The 18,782-nt window shown below is 70.0% G+C and carries 19 protein-coding genes and 1 tRNA gene; 4 read left to right on the top strand and 16 right to left on the bottom strand.

Features of this window, described 5'->3' with window-relative positions:
* Nucleotides 1-77: 77 nt before the first annotated feature.
* From IF27_RS13200 to IF27_RS13180, 5 genes are all read right to left on the bottom strand, one after another.
* The gene (locus IF27_RS13200; RefSeq protein ID WP_110945838.1) at nt 78-779 is read right to left on the bottom strand and encodes a VanZ family protein; all 702 of its coding nucleotides are present in this window, start codon (nt 777-779) and stop codon (nt 78-80) included.
* Nucleotides 780-895: 116 nt separating this feature from the next.
* Nucleotides 896-1,594: a pyridoxine/pyridoxamine 5'-phosphate oxidase gene (locus tag IF27_RS13195; protein ID WP_110945837.1), complete on the bottom strand. Its 699-nt coding sequence runs from the start codon at nt 1,592-1,594 to the stop codon at nt 896-898.
* Between the two features lie 591 nt (nt 1,595-2,185).
* On the bottom strand, nt 2,186-3,157 hold the full coding sequence (locus tag IF27_RS13190) for an endonuclease/exonuclease/phosphatase family protein (RefSeq protein WP_223291044.1): 972 nt from the start codon (nt 3,155-3,157) through the stop codon (nt 2,186-2,188).
* A gap of 144 nt (nt 3,158-3,301) precedes the next feature.
* Nucleotides 3,302-3,934: a hypothetical protein gene (locus IF27_RS31040; RefSeq protein WP_052849701.1), complete on the bottom strand. Its 633-nt coding sequence runs from the start codon at nt 3,932-3,934 to the stop codon at nt 3,302-3,304.
* A 64-nt stretch (nt 3,935-3,998) separates the two neighbouring features.
* Nucleotides 3,999-4,409: a RidA family protein gene (locus IF27_RS13180; RefSeq protein ID WP_052849698.1), complete on the bottom strand. Its 411-nt coding sequence runs from the start codon at nt 4,407-4,409 to the stop codon at nt 3,999-4,001.
* 144 nt (nt 4,410-4,553) lie between these two features.
* On the opposite strand from IF27_RS13180, the gene IF27_RS13175 reads away from it, so the two are divergent.
* Both IF27_RS13175 and IF27_RS13170 read left to right on the top strand, forming a co-directional pair.
* Complete coding sequence (locus tag IF27_RS13175) at nt 4,554-5,144, top strand: ArsR/SmtB family transcription factor (protein WP_052849696.1); 591 nt, start codon at nt 4,554-4,556, stop codon at nt 5,142-5,144.
* Nucleotides 5,141-6,436: an MFS transporter gene (locus tag IF27_RS13170; protein ID WP_052849694.1), complete on the top strand. Its 1,296-nt coding sequence runs from the start codon at nt 5,141-5,143 to the stop codon at nt 6,434-6,436. Before IF27_RS13175 ends, IF27_RS13170 begins: the two co-directional genes overlap by 4 nt.
* Here IF27_RS13170 and IF27_RS30230 read toward each other — a convergent pair.
* Both IF27_RS30230 and IF27_RS13160 read right to left on the bottom strand, forming a co-directional pair.
* A complete protein-coding gene (locus IF27_RS30230) occupies nt 6,357-6,653 on the bottom strand; it encodes a GIY-YIG nuclease family protein (protein WP_110945864.1) in 297 nt (98 codons plus the stop codon). The two genes, IF27_RS13170 and IF27_RS30230, sit on opposite strands and share 80 nt — an antisense overlap.
* A 68-nt stretch (nt 6,654-6,721) precedes the next feature.
* Nucleotides 6,722-7,249 carry a MarR family winged helix-turn-helix transcriptional regulator gene (locus IF27_RS13160; protein WP_052849691.1) on the bottom strand — a complete coding sequence of 176 codons (528 nt, stop codon included), beginning with the start codon at nt 7,247-7,249 and terminating at the stop codon, nt 6,722-6,724.
* Between the two features lie 112 nt (nt 7,250-7,361).
* Here IF27_RS13160 and IF27_RS13155 point away from each other — a divergent pair, with 112 nt between their 5' ends.
* Both IF27_RS13155 and IF27_RS30220 read left to right on the top strand, forming a co-directional pair.
* Nucleotides 7,362-8,957, top strand: a complete 1,596-nt coding sequence (locus IF27_RS13155; RefSeq protein WP_223291043.1) for an MFS transporter — start codon at nt 7,362-7,364, stop codon at nt 8,955-8,957.
* 1,712 nt (nt 8,958-10,669) lie between these two features.
* Nucleotides 10,670-11,848 (top strand): AAA family ATPase, encoded by a 1,179-nt coding sequence (locus IF27_RS30220; protein ID WP_190232933.1) that lies wholly within the window; start codon nt 10,670-10,672, stop codon nt 11,846-11,848.
* A gap of 922 nt (nt 11,849-12,770) precedes the next feature.
* Here the strand turns inward: IF27_RS30220 and IF27_RS13145 are convergent.
* The 9 genes from IF27_RS13145 to galU form a co-directional block, all read right to left on the bottom strand.
* A complete protein-coding gene (locus tag IF27_RS13145; RefSeq protein WP_190232932.1) occupies nt 12,771-13,082 on the bottom strand; it encodes a hypothetical protein in 312 nt (103 codons plus the stop codon).
* A complete protein-coding gene (locus IF27_RS31035) occupies nt 13,079-13,384 on the bottom strand; it encodes a hypothetical protein (RefSeq protein WP_052849687.1) in 306 nt (101 codons plus the stop codon). The genes IF27_RS13145 and IF27_RS31035 overlap by 4 nt, the downstream gene beginning before the upstream one ends.
* Before the next feature lie 350 nt (nt 13,385-13,734).
* A tRNA-Ala gene (locus IF27_RS13135) sits at nt 13,735-13,808 on the bottom strand.
* Nucleotides 13,809-13,857: 49 nt separating this feature from the next.
* A complete protein-coding gene (sepX, locus tag IF27_RS13130) occupies nt 13,858-14,781 on the bottom strand; it encodes a divisome protein SepX/GlpR (protein ID WP_052849834.1) in 924 nt (307 codons plus the stop codon).
* Between the two features lie 139 nt (nt 14,782-14,920).
* Nucleotides 14,921-15,544: a GNAT family N-acetyltransferase gene (locus IF27_RS13125; protein WP_052849686.1), complete on the bottom strand. Its 624-nt coding sequence runs from the start codon at nt 15,542-15,544 to the stop codon at nt 14,921-14,923.
* Nucleotides 15,541-16,029 carry a MogA/MoaB family molybdenum cofactor biosynthesis protein gene (locus tag IF27_RS13120; RefSeq protein WP_052849685.1) on the bottom strand — a complete coding sequence of 163 codons (489 nt, stop codon included), beginning with the start codon at nt 16,027-16,029 and terminating at the stop codon, nt 15,541-15,543. Before IF27_RS13120 ends, IF27_RS13125 begins: the two co-directional genes overlap by 4 nt.
* Nucleotides 16,026-16,505: a cyclic pyranopterin monophosphate synthase MoaC gene (moaC, locus tag IF27_RS13115; protein ID WP_052849833.1), complete on the bottom strand. Its 480-nt coding sequence runs from the start codon at nt 16,503-16,505 to the stop codon at nt 16,026-16,028. Before moaC ends, IF27_RS13120 begins: the two co-directional genes overlap by 4 nt.
* Nucleotides 16,506-16,528: 23 nt before the next feature.
* The gene (glp, locus tag IF27_RS13110; protein ID WP_052849684.1) at nt 16,529-17,803 is read right to left on the bottom strand and encodes a molybdotransferase-like divisome protein Glp; all 1,275 of its coding nucleotides are present in this window, start codon (nt 17,801-17,803) and stop codon (nt 16,529-16,531) included.
* Nucleotides 17,796-18,707 (bottom strand): UTP--glucose-1-phosphate uridylyltransferase GalU, encoded by a 912-nt coding sequence (gene galU, locus IF27_RS13105; RefSeq protein ID WP_052849683.1) that lies wholly within the window; start codon nt 18,705-18,707, stop codon nt 17,796-17,798. The genes glp and galU overlap by 8 nt, the downstream gene beginning before the upstream one ends.
* Nucleotides 18,708-18,782: the final 75 nt, after the last annotated feature.

Raw genomic sequence — 18,782 nt, 5'->3', positions numbered from 1 at the left:
GAGGAACGCGTACGGTCCGGGGTGGCATGCCATGCCGCCAGGCTACCCGCGGCCCGCCGCCGCACCGCCGTCGCGCGTCACCGCCCGTCCACGACCGGCTGTTCCACGGGCCCGCGCCGTGTCCAGCGGTGCCACCAGTGCGGGCGCCGGGGATACAGGGCGCGGCTCAGGCGGCGGCCGACGATCAGGCAACCGATCAGCGCGCCCGTCGTGTTGAGGATGACGTCGTCGATGTCGAACGCCCTGCCCTCCACGATCAGCCCCTGCGCCGTCTCCACCATCACCATGACGAGCGCCGTGAACAGCGCCACCCGCAGCAGCCCTCTGATGCGGGGGAAAAGGACCGGCAGCAGCACGCCGAACGGCACGCCGAGCAGCACGTTGCCGCCGATCTGCTGCACGGTGTCCGACCAGTCCGGCTGGTCGAGGTAGGTGCCGATCGACGCGCCGGGGCGCAGATTCGTGTGGATCAGGGCCGCCGAGTCGGGGGACGGCACCAGCGTCACGCGTGCCAGCGCGACGGCGAACGCGACCATCAGCACCAGGGCCGACGCCAGGATCAGCACGCGTGCCAGCGCCGCGCGCCAGGTGTGCCGCGCGAACAGCGGCGGACGCGGCGCGACCGGCGCCTCGTCCGGCGCGGGCCCGCCGAGGTCGGCGCCGTCGTGGACGTACGGCCGCGTGTCGGCGGGTGTGTCGGTCAGTGTGTCGGAGGGCGCGCCGACAGGCTCGGGCGCCTTGGTGCGACGGTGTGGACGAAATCGCTCGACGATGGCCATCGTGACCCTCCCGGTGGGTGCTTCCGCAGGGTCCGGCTACCCCCGCCCGGACGCCGCACGCCGGGCCGAACTTCATCTGACGGAACGGCTTTCGGCCCGCCGCGCCCGCTCCCGTCTCACGGCCACAACAGGCCCCGTGACCAGTGGTCCGCCTCACCCCTCTCGTAGCGCAGCCGCACGTGCCCGCGCCCCTTCTCCCCCTGCCAGAACTCCACGGCCGTCGCGCGCAGCCGCCAGACGGTGTGGCCCGGGGCGATCTCGCCCGGGTGCTCCGCGAGCCGCTGCCGCGCGTCCGCCAGCGCGCGGGCGAAGTCACCGGGAGAGGCCAGCGGTTCGCTCTGCCGCGCCACGAGCCCGGCGGCGCGGGAGAGCGGCGAACGGCTCATAAACTCCTGCTCCGCCACCTCGCCCGCCGCCCGCTCCACCGGCCCACGGACTCGCACCTGCCTGCCCTGCGCGGGCCAGTAGAACGTCATGGCGGCGGCGGGGACAGCCGCCAGCTGACGGCCTTTAGGGCTGCCCTCGTCGCTCGCGAACACCCAGCGGCCCCGCGTATCGACGTCCCGCAGCGCGACGACGCGCGCGTCCGGCAGGCCGTCCCCGTCCGTGGTGGACAGTGTCACGGCCCCCGCGTCCAGGACGTCCGCGTCGGCCGCCTCGGCGAGCCAGGCGACGAACAGGGCGCGTGGATCGCCCGGCGCGCCCGCCGGGTCGAAGGGCGGCAGGTCCCGCGCCATCACCGGCCGGGCGGCCAACAGCCGCCGCACCGCCTCCTCCTCACCCGCGCCACCCGCGCCGTCCCGCTCATTCCGCATGGGTCACCCTCACTCCTGTCCCGAACACGACGCCACGACAGCACCCGCCCGACCACGCACCGCCCTGGACCGTCAGACGCACGACGCGAGGCGACGACACGCCCCCCCACGACCGGGCAGACCACCGGAACACCGCCTGCACCAGCACCCGTCCGCCGCCGGTCGGCCTGCCCCCGACCGCCTGCCGCCGGGGTCGTCCGTGCGGCCGCCACGGCCATTCAACACGGACCCTCCGGCCGACGGCGGCAACGCCACCCCCGGCGACCACCCCACCCACCGACGCCGACGGGGGAGTGGTGCGGGCGTGCCCATCGGGCAACGCCACCGTCCGGTGACCGCCCCGCCCGGCGCCAGCCCGGCCAGCCCACCAGCCCCGCGCCCGCCCCACCCAAACGGACACCCCCCACTCCCCGAGAAGCCGCCGAGTCCTGCCAGGCTGCTCCTCCCCTTGGGGCTGCACCGGCACCCCGGCTCCCCGAGGAACCGCCGACACCCCAACCCCTGCGGCACCCCTCGCACCTCACCAGCCGGTGGACACCGCTGCCGCGACGGCACGCACCGTACGTACCTCCCGCTCCCTCCCGTCCCCTCTCAGTCCGTCAACGCCAACTCCGCCACGACCGCCCGGTGGTCGCTGCCCGCCACCGCCTCCTCGTGCACCGACACGGCCGCCAGCCCAGGGCCGTGCAGGACGTGGTCCAGCTGGATGAGCGGCGGGTACCACTCGCCCTCCGGCCAGGTCGGCGCCCAGCCCTCGCCCAGCTCGTCATGGACATCCGTCAGCCCGGCCGCCAGCAGACCCCGCATCCTGGCGTGGTCCAGCGTGGCGTTGAAGTCACCGAGGAAGATCGTGTCCTCGTCCCTCCGCCGCGCCTCGTCCCGCAGCGCCGTCATGTCGGCGTCCCACCTGCCCGGATCACCCAGTGGGTAGTAGGTGTGCACCGCCACCAGGCGTACGGTCCGCCCGCCCACCCGGACCGCCGCCCCCGTCTGCGGCCAGAACGTGCCCAACCGCAGCAGCCCACCGTCCGTCAGAGGCAGCCGCGAGTAGAGCGACGAGTCGGCCTCGGGGTGCAGCTCCCGGTAGGGCATCAGCGAGGCCATCCCCGCACGGTCCAGAGCGCGGGCCGTCTCCGCCGACAGCTCGGCCACGGCGAGCACGTCCACCCGCTCCGTCCTGACCAGATCGACCAGCGCCGCCGGATCGACCGCCCCCGCGTGCGCGCTGCTCGTCGCCACCCGTAGCCGGGGCGCGTCCGCCGGTATCTCGCCGCCGCCTCCCAGGAAGCGGGGCAGCAGCAGACACACCTCCGCCACCACCATGGCCGCCGCCGCGGCCGAGAGCACCCAGGACCGCAGCAACAGCGCGGCCAGGAGCGTCAGCAGGCCGAGGGCCACCGCCCAGGGGAACACGGCCATGACGAGCACGAGGTACGAGTCCACGTCCAGGCCCGTCGCACGGATCAGCACCACGGCCCACGACACGGCGACCGCGACCGCGCACACCAGCCGGGGCAGCATGCGCACCCGCGCCCGCCTCGCCGTCCCGAACTCCTCGCTCACCTGTCCCCTCCCCTCCACCCGACACCCCCGCCCCGTTCGATCCGATCACACCCCCTGTCTCTCCGCCCGCCCGCCCCGCCGTCCCCCGCCGGAAGCCGGCGGGGACGGCGTCGCCCTTCCACCGTCACGGGGCGCTGCCCCGCATCACCCGACCATGACCGGCTCACCGCGCTGCCGCAGCGCTTCGTCCGGCACGGCCCCGGCCGTCCCGCCTCCCGGCGACGCCCATGTCCAGTCGGCGAGTTCGCGGACCGCGGCGCGCGCGTACCTGCCGTCAGCCCGCGGCACCAGGCCCGCCCGCTCGGCGCGCACCTCGAACAGCCCAGCCGACCAGCCGAGCAGCCGAGCCGCCTCCTCCACGGTCGCGCTGGAACCGATCCACGCCAGGCGCTCACCCACCACCGCGCTCACCTGCTCGGGCGGCAGCGCCTCCAGGTCCCGCACCGCGTACACGGGGCTGCCCCGATACCTGCCGACCGGGCGCAGCGCCCCCAGCGCGACCAGTTCGAGAATGTCCGTGCGTTCCACGGCCAGCCCGGAGTGCGCGGCCAGATGCGCCGCCGCGTTCACCGAGCCGAGCCCCGGACGGTCCCCGACCGCCTCCCGGATCTCGTCGGCCCGCTCCGGCAGCGTCTTCGCCAGCGCCTCCGACCAGCGGCCCCCCGTCACATCCGGGGGCGGGACGAGCCCCCGCTCCCTGGCGTACGCGACCTGCCACGCCGCCAGCCCCAGCCACTTCGCCAGCTGGACCGGCCCGAAATCCCTCGTCCTCGCCATGATCCCCACCTTTCCGAGTCAGTGCCGTCACTCTAAGTGACGGCACTGACAATCCGGTCCGGCGTCAGGCGTCGAGCACGGCTGCCACCGCCTCGATCTCCACCAACTGGTCGTCGTAGCCCAGGACCGTCACGCCCATCAGGGTGCTCGGCACGTCATGCGGGCCGAACGCGTCGCGGACCACCTCCCAGGCGGCGACCAGGTCGTCCTGACGCGTCGTCGCGACCAGCACACGCGTGCTGATGACGTCCTCCAGGTCCGCCCCGGCGTCGCCGAGCGCGACCTTGAGGTTCTCCACGGCCTTCGCCGCCTGCCCCGCGTAGTCGCCGACCGCGGCCGTCGAGCCGTCGTCGTTCAGCGGGCATGCGCCCGCCAGGAAGATCAGCCGCGCCCCGGCGGGCGCCGTCGCCGCATAGGCGTACTCCGCCACGTCCGACAGCGTCGCCGACCGGATCAGGGAAACCGCACGCTCCACAACCGCTCCTCGCCTCATCGCGACCAAAACGCCCGTCATCCTGCCACTTCCCCTCCGCCCCCCGCCGCGCCATTTCCCCGGCCGCGCCCTCAATTACCAAAGGAATCGTTGACAGTTGAGAAATCCCAAAGCAAGCTTTGGTTCATGCGGATACGTGACCCGAAGGCCATGCGCGCCCTGGCCCACCCCCTGCGCTTCGACCTCATCGAACTCCTCGGCATCCGCGGTCGGGCGACCGCCGCCGAGTGCGCCCGCCACCTCGGCACGAGCCAGGCGTCCTGCTCGTTCCACCTCCGCCAGCTCGCCAAATACGGTTTCGTCGAGGAGGCCGAGCCCTCGGACGGTGACCAGCGCAAACGTCCCTGGCGGCTCACCGACACCCACCAGTCCTGGTCGGTGGAGGACCACCCCGTCGCCGCGCGCGAGTTGGAGCGCGTCTTCGTCGAACGCGAGGCGGTCCGCCTCCTCGACTTCGTCGCCGCCCGCGGACACCTCACGGCCGACTGGCGCGACGCGTCCTTCCTCTCCGGCCTGAACGCACCCCTCACCCCAGCCGAACTGACCGAGCTGCACCGCGCCTTCGCCGAACTGCTCAAGCCCTACGAGGCGCGGGCCCAGGGCAGCGCCCGCGCCCCGACCGATGCCCGCTGGACACGCCTCTTCCTCAGCGGCGCACCCCTGACGACCCCCGAGGAACGCCGCCGCGCGGACGGCGACCCGGACGAGCCCCGGTGAACGGCCCCCTCGGCAACCCGTGCTTCGTCCGCTTACTCGTCGGGCAGACCGTCTCAGCCTTCGGCGACAGCGCCCTCTACCTCTCGCTCGCCATCTGGGCCAAGGACCTCACCGGCTCCGACGCGGCGGCGGGCCTCGTCCTCCTCTCCCTCGCCGCGCCAGGACTCGCCGCTCCGTTCTTCGGGCACCTCGTGGACCGGGTGCGCCGTAAGCGCCTTCTCCTGATCACCCACGCCGCGATGGGGCTGCTCGTCCTCAGCCTCCTGGCGGTCCGCTCCGCCGAGCAGCTGTGGATCATCCATCTCGTCGCGGCGGGGCACGGCGTGATCGGCGTCATCCCCGCGCACCACGCGCTGCTCAAGGACGTGCTGCCCTCGGCCGAGGCCGCCGCCGCCCGATCCTGGCTGATCACCTCGCGGCAGGGCGTGCGCATCGTCTCCCCGGCCGTGGGCGCCGCGGTCTGCACGGCGGCGGGCGGCGGCGCGCTCGCGCTGGTGAACGCCGCGACCTTCGCCGTCGCCCTCGCCACGCTCGCCGGGCTCCGCGTGGCCGAGTCGCCGCCGGAACGCCGCGGCGGCGAGCCCGTCCGCCGCGCCATGCTCGCGGGTTTCCGCCACGTGCGTGACCTGCCGCTCCTCCGCCGTCTCACCCTGACGCAGGCCGCGTTCATGGCCGTGGCCGGCCTGGTGGAGACGGCGGCTTTCGCCGCGATCGAGGCGCTGGGCCGTCCACCGGCCTTCTTCGGGGTGGTCGTCGCCGTGCAGGGCGCCGGTTCGGTCGTGGCCGGGCTGCTGGCCGTCGTACTGGTCGGCCGCGCGGGCGAGGCACTGACGGCCGGACTCGCGTACGCATGCCTCGCGACAGGCATGCTGCTCTGCGCCATGCCGTCGCTCCCTCTCTTCCTGGCGGGAGCCGTCCTCATCGGCATGGGCCTGCCGCTGATGAGCGTCTCCCTGGGAATCGCCCAGCACCTCTACACGCCGCCACGCCTCCAAGGCCGCGTCGGCGCCGCGGTCGTCATGCTGTGCGACGGAGCGCAGACCCTCTCCATCGCGGCCGGTGCCGCGCTCATCGGCCTTGTGGACCACCGCCTGCTGTACGTGACCGTCGCCGCGGTCGCCGTGCTCTGCGCCGCCGCCGTCGTCACGGACCGCCCACCATCCCCCGCAATCGCCCCCTCCCCGGCCGACCGCACACCCGCGCCCCCGGCCGTCAGCCTTCCACCGGCGCCCGATACTTGGGCCGCTTGTTGTAGCCGATCCGCGGATCATTCGCCCGATGCTCCACGATGAGCTGTGTCTCCACCCTTCGGACCTCGCTGTCCTCGGCGGTCTCGCTCTCCCAGAGGATCTCCTTGCGGATGGTGAAGTCCCGCAGCATCTCCCGGTCGGTGTCCGCCTCCAGTAACTCCACCGAGGGGCTGCCGAAGTACCTGAGCCGCGTGTCCGTCAGGTCCATCCCGACGTAGATCTTCCCGTTGGGATACGTGATCTTGTAGACGACCTTCATGGACGCGACTGTAACGCTGCGCACTGACAGCGCGACAGGTCGCACATCCGCACGCCCGTCGCCTCCGGTCAGGAGCCACCCGACGACGGGCGGCTGCCGGGCGCCAGACCGCTGTACTCGTCGGCGAGCAACGCGTCCATCGTCGTCCGCAGATGGTCGAGGAACTCCTCGAACTCCGCGAGCCGTTCCTCGCTGTAGCGCGCCATCTCCGCCGCCATGCGCTCGGCGTACGGACCGAAGAACCGTTCGGCGAGCGGCTTGACCTCCGGGCTGCTGCGCAACGTCACGACCCGCCGGTCGGTGTGCTCACGGCTGCGCGTGATGTGCCCCGCCGCCTCAAGGCGGTTCAGCAGCGCCGTCGTCGCCCCTGACGACAGGGAGATCCGCTCGCTCAGCCGGGCGGGGGACAGCGGCTTGCCCTGGTCCTCGGCGTACAGGACCTCCGCCAGAGCGGCGGCGTCGGTCGAGTGCAGCCCGAGCCAGCTCGCGAAGCGCCGCGTGAACTCGGTGTAGTCCGCGCCGAACGCCCGCAGTCCCTCCATCAGCCGGTCGCGCCGTGCCTCGACCCCTCCGGACTCGCCGTCCTCCGCCGCCATCGCCCTCGCCTCACTGTCCGGTCCGCGCGACGCCGCGCTCCCTCTCCGTGGTTTGACAACCTATCCCGGCCCATTTAACTTCACCATGAAGATACACCACCATGGAGGAATCTTGAGCGGGACCGCACCACCCCCGACCCGGCAGCAGTGGCTGGGACTCGTCGCCATATCCCTGGGCGTCGCCCTGATCGTCGTGGACATCACCATCGTCAACGTGATCCTCGCCCCGATCATCGACGACCTGGAGGTCGGCTCGGCCGAGGCCCAGTGGGTCCAGGAGTCGTACGCCATCGTCTTCGCCGCGCTCCTCCTCGTCACCGGGCGCCTGTCCGACCTGCACGGCGCGCGGCGCGTCTTCCTCGTCGGCCTCGTCGTGTTCGGCGTCACGAGCCTGCTGGCCGCAGCCGCCCCCGGCGGCGGCACGTTGATCCTGGCCAGGGCCCTTCAGGGCATCGGCGGCGCGATGATCCTGCCGACGTCGCTCGCCCTCCTCAACATGACGTTCACCGGCGCGGCCCGGGGCAAGGCGTTCGCCATCTGGGGCTCGACCATCGGCGCCGCCGCCGCGGTCGGACCGCTGCTCGGCGGCTGGCTCGCGGACTTCTCCTGGCGCTGGGCCTTCGGCGTGAACATCCCCCTGGTCGCCCTGATCATGACCGGCGTCCTGCTCTACCTGCCCGCGTCGCCCAGGACCCGGGGCCGGGTGGACTTCGTCGGCGCACTCCTGTCCGCGCTCGGCCTCGGCCTGTTCGCCTTCGCCCTGATCGAAGGCCGCACCCACGGCTGGCTGCTCACCACCGCGCCGCTCGACATCGGCGGGCTCTCCTGGTCGGGTGGCCCCTCCCCGGTGCTCGTCTCCTTCGCCGCGGCGGCGCTCGCCCTCCTCGCGTTCTGGCGTCGGCAGGCGTCGCTCAGCCGTGGCGGCGAGGAACCGCTCATGGACGTCGGGCTGTTCGCCATCCCCTCCTTCAGGAACGGCAACGTCGTCACGCTCACGGTCGGCCTCGGCGAGTTCGGGATCATCGCCGTCCTCCCGCTCTGGCTCCAGTTCACCCTCGGGTACAGCGCGTTCGAGGCGGGCCTCGCCCTCGTCGCCCTGGCCGCGGGCAGCTTCGTGGCCAGCGGCGCGAGCTTCTCGATGACGGCGACCGTGCCGCCCCTGGCGCAGGTACGGATCGGCCTGGTCCTGGAGGCCGTCGGCCTGCTGGTCCTGGCGCTGACCGCCACGACCGACAGCGCCTGGTGGATCATCGCGCTCGCCCTGTTCGTCTACGGCGTCGGCGTCGGCTTCGCGACCGCGCAGGTCACCAACATCGTCCTGGCCGACGTGCCCGCCGAGCGCGCCGGACAAGGCGCGGGCATCCAGAGCGCGGCCCGCGAACTGGGCTCCGCACTCGGCATCGCCCTGCTCACCACGCTGTTCTTCAGCACCCTCACCTCCGGCCTCCGCGACCGCCTCACCGACTCCGGGATGCCCGCCGACGCCGCCGACCAGCTCAGCTCCACCGTGACGGAGAGCGCCGGATCGGTGATCCCCTCCCTCCCCGACGCCACGGCGGACGCCGCACGCGAGGCGATGACCGGCGGCCTCGCCCTCTCCGGCTACGTCTGCGCCGCGCTCCTCGCGCTCGCACTCCTGGCCACGCTGTTCGTCACCCCGCGCACTCCCGCACCCGACAAGGCCGAGGCGAACCGGACCACCGCCTGAGACCACCCCGGACTCCCACGGCATCGGCGGACGTCATTCCGACGCATCGATCCCCGCCCAGAAACGCCGCCGACGCGAACACTGACAACCCCACACGCCACCAGAATGGCAAGCGCGCTCCGCCGAAAGCGTACTTTCACGGCCAGGCGTGACGCTTCCCAGGTCACCGAGTGGCAGTATCAGCAATTCCGCGTCGAACGCCGCCGCAGGAACGGGGCGGATCCCATCCCGGTGATCGGGCGTGGCACAGACGCCTTCGTACGGGATGCCCGACTCATCGCCATGGACCGGACCGAGGAACGGCCATCGGATCACGGCCTCGTGCTCGCCGCCGATCCCCGTCCGCTCCCCAGGGCACCGGCATCCTCGGACGACACCTCGAACAGACTCCGGAAACGCCGAGGTCCCGTCCGATCGGATCGATCGGACGGGACCTGATCGGCCGCTCTATCTGGGGTAGCGAACGGGCTTCAGCTGTGGATCCCGAGAGAATTCGGACCCGGTCCTGCCTCGTTGTGAACTACGGGCGTGCTGGTTGGTGGGGATTCTGCCGAGCTGGCCGGTCGGCCACCCGAGATGGCTGACGGGGGAGGGGGCAGCAGTCGCGCTGGTTGCTGTACACCTCTGGTGTGCCGTAACCGAGGCGCGCCGTACCACCCGTCAACGGCATCTCATGTCCGAGACGGCTGGCTATCGGTTTCCACCAACACGCTTTCCAAGTCTGTTGGCGGGCTGCTGAGCCCTGCCTCGGGCCGTTAACCTCTGAACGGCACTGAATGAGACGGAAACTGAGACGGACAGCGGATGGGGCTCCCTGGCATCCTTGGCATCAAGGAGGAGCAATGCCACTGCCACACAAGGGCACGCGACGCATCATCGTCAACGGCATGATGTTCCGATGGCGGCTGCGCCGATGCCGATCCACGCCCTGGCCCTGTGCTGGACTCCGCGCACCTTTGCGGTCGAGCACGCAGCCACCCCTGGGATGACGCTCGTCGTTACCACCAACCAACCAGCCGCACGCCAGCAACTGGGCTGGCCGTCCGGCCAACCCCGTGGTGCCACACGACGTCGCCCGAGCCATCGAACATGCCGTCCAACAAGGTTGGACCTCAACGCCTCCCTGATCCCCCGTTCCAGCTCGACTAGTCCGCCGGTGTCGTTGCCTCACGGTGAGCTGAGGTAGAGAGAACGTCGTGGCAAGGCAACATTCTGTCGTCTGAAATGGAACCGTCCCGAACCGAACACATCTCGGGCAAGTCTACTTATCGAGCCGCTGAGAGGTGTCTCCGTGTGCCTATGGTTGCGGTGGTTGCCGTACTTCGCTGTTGTACAGCCACAACTGATCACAGGCGGCCATCACCTGCTGCCACGGAAACGATCAATGCCCTGAGGCGCTGCCGACTTGTCGGCACCTGTCGATGTTGGTCACCGTTGAGCCCTCTTCCACAGCCCGGGGACACCCGTGAGGCAGTTTCTTCCATAGGGGGGTGACATGCGGGCGTTTATGTGGAGCTTCACCTACCAATACAGGCGTTCGAGCCAGTGGAGCGGTAGTTCTTTGCCTAGGCTCACGCTGGCTGTGCGGGTGAACGGGAAGGTAGTCACTAGGCGCATTCTCCCAGTGGAGATCAATCCGCACTCCCGTCTGGCGTATCTCGCCTCCACAGTTCCGTCTGGTTTTTAACACGCGGGGCGAGTATGGTATGGCTATGACCTCCCCATCCGACCCGTTCCGCATTCAACAAGGGCTCAAGTATCTTCGGCTGCACATCACCAACTTCCTCTCGTATCAGTCTGCCGTACTAGATTTAGCAGATTTGGTTGCGCTTGTTGGGCCGAATGCCACAGGGAAGTCGAATGCAGTAGCCGCGATCAAGCTATTGCGTGAAATCCCGATTCATGGCCTGCCGATCGCGATCGCTCGCAGAGGTGGTTTCGATCAGCTGAGGCATCGTAGTTCTGGGCGGCCATACAACCCTGCGCTGCGCCTGGATTTTCAATTTGATAATGAACCCATCTCCTACTATGAGCTGAAGTTGCGCGGCCTGGAGGGGAAGAGGTACGAGGTAAAGCAGGAGCGCGGTTCGATCTTCCTTCGTGGCGATAGGTATACATTCATCAATAAGGGAGGGGAGCTCACTTATAACGAAAAGGAAGAGGGGGGTGCGGTTCACACGAACGGCGACCGCAAGATCCCTGTTCCGGTCGGCCAGAGTGCTGTAAGCTTCCCGGCCACATTTGGTATCTATATCGTGACTCGCATACTGCAGCTCATGCAGACGGTGGAGATTAACCCTGCCCTTGTGGGGGAGTTGCAGGAGCCTTCTTCAACGCGCGAATTCGAACCAGATGGCTCAAATGCTGCCAGCATGTTTGAGGAATTGAATTCTGAAACAAGATCCGAACTGGTCGATGAGCTCGCGGCGATCGTGCCCGGGATTCGGCGCATCGAGCTACGACGACTAGCAGATAAGGTCACCCTGGCCTTTGTGCAGGAGGTTAGCCAAGGGAAGAGGCGAGAGTTTCTGGCGAAGCAAATGTCCGATGGAACGTTGCGTGCTTTCAGTATATTGCTCTCAATGCTGCAAGAGAATCGTCCGGCCTTGCTGGTTATCGAAGAGCCTGAGATCGCAATTCATCTTGGAGCATTGCGTACGCTCGTGGATATCTTCCGGCAGCAGTCGGAATCCACTCAAGTGCTGATCACAACGCATAGTGCCGATATCGTCGACACGATCGATATCGATGCCCTGCGGGTTGTATGGACCGAAGATGGAGCATCCCGCATCGCCCCAGTTGCTGAACATACGCGTGAACCTGTACGCCAAGGACTCATTACCCCTGGGCAGCTTCTTCGTAGTGACTCGCTCGACCCGGAGTTGTCATGACTGCAACCCCTGGAAAGCCTCACGTTGGTTTGGTTGTAGAGGGGCCTGGCGATGCTAATTCGGCGCCACTTCTCCTCAGGAATTGGCTGCAACTAAGGAATGATTATAGCGATCCTTTGGGAAAGCCTATTCCGTGCAACGGAAGAGAAAATGCTACGAGCCTGGGTGGTCTCGAAGGGTACGTTGCAACTGCAGTTGCCCGACCTGGCTGCAAGTCAGTTCTCGTCATTCTCGATGGCGAGGGCGACAATGTCTATGAGCTGGGATCCAGGCTGATGAAGAGATTGAGATCCATCACGCATGTTCCTGCGGCGGTATGCCTGGCAGACCAGAATTGGGAAGACTGGCTTTACGCGTCAGCGGAAACGATGGAGATACCTAGCTTTACCTATGAAGCTGGGAAGCGTAAATCTATCGCTGCCGCGTTGAAGCCGACCAAGTATGTGAAGCCGACATGGCAGCCTAGGCTAACCGCCCGCATGAATATCGAGTTAGCCGCGAGTCGGAGTCCGAGCCTTGAGCATCTGTTGCGGAAGTTTGATGCGCTCGCGAGTCACTGCACAACGAGTGATATTCACGGTGCATAGGTCGGTGTAGCCGGCTTTGGACGGGAGCTGGCTTGGGGCGAGGGATCGAGGCCCGTACGCTGGCGGCGGATCGGGCAGGTTTGTGGATCTGCCCGCAAGTGGCAGATGTGGGCCCTGATCTTCGAGGCTCGCCCCAAGCTGGCTGCCTAAAGCCGCGGAACCGGCCGCCTTCGCCACGTCGGACCGCTTCAACCGCAACCAGGTTGCAGCCTGTTGGTCGCGCGGTCGGCGGGCTCGGTTCGTGGCGGGGCGGAGACTGAAGCGGCGGCCCGGGGGCCGCCGCTGCCGTGCGCGCCGCGCCGGGGCGCGGCGTCTTGATGTCGTAGGGAAAGTTGTTACTCGCGGGCCTGGCGGTGGTGTTGGGCGCGGGTTTCGTGGCGTTGGTGGTCGGTTTCGATCTCTCGGGCGATGGTTTCGGCGCAGTCGATGACCATGCGGAGCTTGGCGAGGATGGCGCGGGCCTGCGTGATGAGTTCGCGGTGGTCGGGGTGATCGCCCTTGGGGGTCCACAGGCGTCGGTGGCTGTGGCGGTCAACGACGTCATGGCAGTACAGAACCACCGAGTCCATGGCGCCGGAGATCTCGTAGCGGTAGCACTCCGCCACCTCCGCCAGAAGACAGAACGGTACGGGTTCCTGGTCGGTCATCGTGCCTGCCTCGAAGATCGGGAGCCGGGGGCGGGGGAGGCGGTCAAGACGTAGGTGAGGGCGCCGTCGTGGATCGTGTGGGCGTAGGTCTCGCCGAGGAACAGCGCGGTCAGCACGCGCTCTTGCGCCAGGTGATCGGCGATCCACCCGTACACCGGGCATGCGACAGGTGCGTCGAGCTGGTGGGCGATGTGCTCCGCCCGCACGTGAAGCCACCGCAGCGCCAAGCGGGCCGTGGTCGCCGAATGCGGGCCGGTCAAAGCGTGGCCTGTGTTGGTGACGGTCTCATCCCCCAGCGTCACGGCCAAGAGGAACCCGCCGTTGCCGCTCGCGGTGTGCGTGATCGCGTTCCGCCCAACTCGCTGACGATCAGGGCGGCGTCATCCGCACACGGGAGGGTACCGAGAATGTCCCGGGTCCAGCGACGCGCGTGACTGACGTTCCGGCACAGCAAGATCGCGGTCACCATGTAGGTCTTCGCGCACGGCGCTGCGGAAGCTCGGCAGGGGACCTTGGGGGCGCTTCGTAGGGTCCAGCAGGGACCCGTCGCCGTACTTCGCTGCTTGCAGGCAATGCGAGAGGCCCCGCCGACCGGAGTCGGTGGGGCCTCTTGTGTGCCGTTCTACCTGGTGTAGCGAACGGGCTTCAGCTGTGGACCTGAGGGGATTTGAACCCCTGACCCCCTCGTTGCGAACGAGATGCGCTACCAGGCTGCGCTACAGGCCCTTGCTGCGTGGAAAACTCTAGCACCACCTGCGCGTCGGGCCGAAATCAGCTACTCCCCGGCCGCCCTGCGGCGGTCGTCGTCCGCGTACTGGTCGAAGAGCGGGGTCCGCTGCGGGCCGGGCGGCTGTGCCGGAGGCGCCGTCGGGCCACCCGCCGTGGTGGAGCGGGCGGCGCTCCACGTGTCCGGCGCGTCCATGTCCACGCCGCGCGCCGTACGCGGGGCCACCGGGGCGTTCACGTACGTCGGCAGCGGGACGGGCGCCGGGTCCCAGCTCTGCTGCTCGTCGGCCGCCACGGGCGCCGCCGCGCGGCGCTGCTGGTCCACCCACTCCGCGTGGTCCGTCTGCTCCACGATCGCCTTGGACGGCTTCTCCGGCCGCGCCTGCGAACTGGCCTGCGTACGCTGCCGCAGCCGCCGCGCTGCCTCCTCGGCCCGCCGCCGGTCCACGGCCACCGCGTAACGCCGCCGCTCCTGCCGCCGCACATGCACGATGTACGCGGCGAGCAGTACGGCCGGGATGCACGGCAGCCACAGGTGCCCGCCGCCCGACAGGGCGTAGATCCCCCCGAGCGTGAAGCCCGCGAAGAGGACCATCGTCGTGCGCCGCCGCCGCGCCAGGACGGTCGCGCGGGCCTGCACGGCGCCCGGCGCCGGTGCGGGCTCGGGCGGCTCCGACACGGGTTCGGCGAAGGCGCGGACGTCCGCGGAAGGGATGGCCGGGAGGGAGGCGTCGGACGCGGGTACGGCGACGTCCCGGGGGGCGCCCGGTGCGTCGCCCTCGCCGCCGCCGACCGTGGCGGTCGCGCCCGTCGCGGGCGCGCGTCTGCCACGTGTCAGCAGCCGGATGGCGGTGCTGAAGCGTTCCGTCGGCCGGGCCTCGTTCAGCTCGTCCTGCCTGCGGAGCCACATCGGCACGAGGTACGCGGCCCAGGCGCCGACGATCACTGCGAAGATGAGGCCACTGCTGCTCACGGTGACACCGTAGAGGGGATCCCCTGAGTCCATCGGCCAAATAGGACGGTGTGTCGCACGATCAGCCCGTCATCTCGGGTGTTTCTTCGGATTGTTATCAACCATGACTCGAATGGGGTCCTCCATTCGAACGCACGTTTTATTTCTGTGGCGCGTTGCGGTTTTCCCGCCACCGGTTCAGCAGCCCGTCCTGCATGTCCTCGGCCGTCAGCGCGAAGACCAGGTGGTCACGCCACGCCCCGTCGATGTGGAGATACCGCGGACGGACGCCCTCGGGCCTGAATCCCAGTTTCTCCACGACGCGGCGGCTCGGCCCGTTCTCCGGCCGGATGCAGATCTCCACGCGGTGCAGCCCGAGTCGGCGGAAACAGTGGTCGGTCGCCAGCGCGACCGCCGTCGGCATGACGCCACGCCCGGCGACCGCGCGGTCGATCCAGTACCCGATGTGGCCGGAACACATCGATCCCCAGGTGATCCCCGCGACCGTCAGCTGCCCGACGAGCCTGCCGTCGTACGTCACGACGAACGGCAGCATCCGCCCCGCCTGCGCCTCGGCACGCAGATGCCGCACCATCTGTCGGAACGTCGGCCTGCGCGGCGGCAGATGGCCGGGCGGGGCGGGTGGGATGGTCGCCTCCCAGGGGCGCAGCCAGTCGCGGTTGCGCTGGTTCACCTCGCGCCACGCGCCCTGGTCGCGCAGCCGGATGGGCCGCAGGCCGACCGGTCCCTCCGTCAGCTGCGTGGGCCAGAAGTGCGCGCTCACGGCTGCGGCCGGTGGTCGCCGCCGCGCAGCTGGTCCACGGCGTGCCGCAGCAGCGGGCGCAGCACAGTCAGCCCGTCGCGTACTCCTCCGGTGGAGCCCGGGAGGTTGACGATCAGGGTGCGCCCGGCGACGCCCGCCAGACCCCGGGAGAGCGCGGCGGTCGGGACCTTGGCCGCCCCGGCGGCGCGGATGGCCTCGGGGATGCCGGGGATCTCGCGGTCCAGGACCGCGCGGGTCATCTCCGGCGTGCGGTCGGTGGGGGAGATGCCGGTGCCGCCCGTGGTGAGCACCACGTCGTAGCCCTCGGCGACGGCCGCGCGCAGCGCCTCGGCGACGGGCTCCCCGTCCGGCACGACGCGCGGGCCGTCCGTCGCGAACCCCAGCTCCGTCAGGGCCTCGGCGAGCAGTGGTCCGCCTGTGTCGGCGTACACACCGGCGGCGGCGCGGTTGGACGCGGTGAGCGCGAGGGCGCGGTAGACGGTCACCGGGCGCGGCTCCAGTCGCCGGACGCGCCGCCGGACTTCTCCTCGACCCGCACGTCCGTGATGACGGCGGCCTTGTCCACGGCCTTCACCATGTCCACGAGGGTCAGCGCGGCGACGCTCACGGCGGTCAGCGCCTCCATCTCGACGCCGGTGCGTCCCGTGGTGCGGACCGTGGCGGAGATCTCGACGGCGGTGTCCGTGACCCGCAGGTCCACGGTCACGCCTGAGACGGGCAGCGGGTGGCACAGGGGGATCAGGTCCGGGGTGCGCTTGGCCCCCATGATCCCGGCGATGCGCGCGGTGGCCAGTGCGTCGCCCTTGGGGACGCCCTCCCCGCGCAGCAGCTCCACCACCTCGGGCGCCACGAGGACGCGGCCGGTGGCGCGCGCCGTGCGGTTGGTGACGTTCTTGTCTGTCACATCCACCATCCGTGCGGCGCCCGTGCCGTCGAGATGGGTGAGATGAGGGGTACTCATGAGCATTAACGGTACCCCCCTGCTCAGTTCAGAAGCAGCACCGTCAGCTCCGCCCCGGCGGCCACGTGCGTCACGTCCTCGGGGATCTCGATCAGGGCGTCGGCGCGGGCGAGCGCGGCCACGAGGTGCGACTCACTGCCGCCGACCGGGCGTACCGTGCCCAGTCGCTCGCCCGTAGCGGGCGCGGTGTAGGCGGCGCGCAGGAACTGGCGCCTTCCGGGCGGCGACCCCAGCGTTCCGTCCGTAACGAGACGTGCCGTGGTGCGTGGCCGCCGCAGGGTGTCGGGCGCGTGCCCCGCCATGGCACGCAGCGCGGGTCGCACGAACAGCTCGAACGACACGTAGGCGCTGACGGGGTTTCCCGGCAGGGCGAACAGGGGTGTGCGGCCGGGCCCCAGGAGGCCGAAGCCTTGCGGCTTGCCAGGCTGCATGGCGAGGCGGCGGAAGTCGATGGTGCCGGTGAGCGCTTCCTTCACCACGTCGTAGGCCCCCACGCTGACGCCCCCACTGGTGACGACTGCGTCGGCGCGCGCGAGCTGGTCGTCGAGGGCCGTACGCAGGGAGACGGGATCGTCGGCGACGGCGGTGGTGCGGAAGGCGACGGCGCCCGCGTCCTGGGCGGCGGCCGTGAGGAGGTAGCTGTTCGAGTCGTGGATACGCCCGGGTGTCAGCGGTCTGCCGGGCGGCACCAGTTCGCTGCCGGTGGACAGGACGACGACGCGCGGGCGCGGCCGTACGGTGACCGTGGCGTGGCCGGTGGCGGCGAGCAGGCCGAGCTGCGGGGGGCCGAGCACCGTACCGGCGGTGAGGGCGACGGTCCCGGGGCGCGCGTCGCTTCCCCGGGTGCGGATGTGCTGCCCGGCGTGGGCCGGGCGCAGCACGCGGACCTCGCCGCCGGTGACGGACGGCATCATGTCGGCCGGGCCGCCGCCGAGCCCGCCGTCGGTCCACTCGACGGGTACGACCGCCTGCGCGCCGGGCGGCAGCGGCGCGCCGGTCATGATGCGCGCCGCCTGCCCCGGTCCTACGGCGGGCAGTTCGCCGTGCCCGGCGGCGATGTCGCCGACGACGGTGAGGACGGCGGGGAACTCCGCGCTCGCGCCCTCCACGTCGGCCGTCCGTACGGCGTACCCGTCCATCGAGCTGTTGTCGAAGGGGGGCAGCGGCGCGGGGACCGTGATGTCGTCGGTGAGGACGCAGCCGGTGGCGTCGAGGAGCGGCAGGGCGAGGGGTTCCAGCGGCGTGACGGCCGCGAGGATGTCGCTCAGGTGCTCATCGACGGACCAGGTGTCAGTCAAGGCCGGGCATCTCCTCGGTGACGTACGTGCGCAGCCAGGACCGGAAGCCGGGGCCGAGGTCGGGGCGTTCGCAGGCGAGACGGACGATGGCCCGAAGATAGTCGCCCCGGTCGCCCGTGTCGTAACGGCGTCCCTTGAAGACGACGCCGTGCACCGGGCCGCCGAGCGCCGAGTCGCCGGTCATGGCCTGGAGGGCGTCGGTGAGCTGGAGTTCGCCGCCCCGTCCCGGCGGGGTCTTGGCCAGGACCTCGAAGACACCCGGGTGGAGGACGTAGCGGCCGATGACCGCGAGGTTGCTGGGCGCGTCGGCGGTGTCGGGCTTCTCGACCAGGCCGGTGACGCGCATGACGCGGTCGGTGACGGGCTCGACGGCGGCGCAGCCGTAGAGGTGGATCTGCTCGGGGTCCACCTCCATGAGCGCGATGACGCTGCCGCCGTGCTCGGCCTGGCAGTCGATCATCATGGTGAGGAGGGGGTCGCGGGGGTCGATCAGGTCGTCGCCGAGGAGGACGGCGAACGGCTGGTCCCCGACGTGCGGCGCGGCGCACTGGATGGCGTGGCCGAGGCCCTTCGGGTCGCCCTGGCGGACGTAGTGCATGGTGGCCAGCGTCGTGGACGCCTGGACGCGGGAGAGGCGCTCGTCGTCGCCCTTGCGGCGGAGGGCGTCCTCCAGCTCGTAATTGCGATCGAAGTGGTCTTCGAGAGGCCGCTTGTTGCGCCCGGTGATCATGAGCACGTCGGTCAGCCCGGCCGCCGTCGCCTCCTCCACCACGTACTGGATGGCCGGCTGATCGACGACCGGCAGCATTTCCTTGGGCGTGGCCTTGGTGGCGGGGAGGAACCGTGTGCCGAGCCCGGCGGCGGGAATGACAGCCTTGCTGATCCGGGGGCGTGGTGACGTCATGCCGGTCACTTTATCCATTTAGTGTGCGTGGACCGAGTACTTTGCGGATGAACGTCATGTTATGCGCGGGTTTGG

This window comes from Streptomyces avicenniae (genome assembly GCF_000719135.1).
In the GTDB taxonomy this organism is placed as follows: domain Bacteria; phylum Actinomycetota; class Actinomycetes; order Streptomycetales; family Streptomycetaceae; genus Streptomyces; species Streptomyces avicenniae.
Note: the sequence above shows the minus strand (reverse complement) of the source record. Positions and strands in the feature narration are given on the sequence as shown.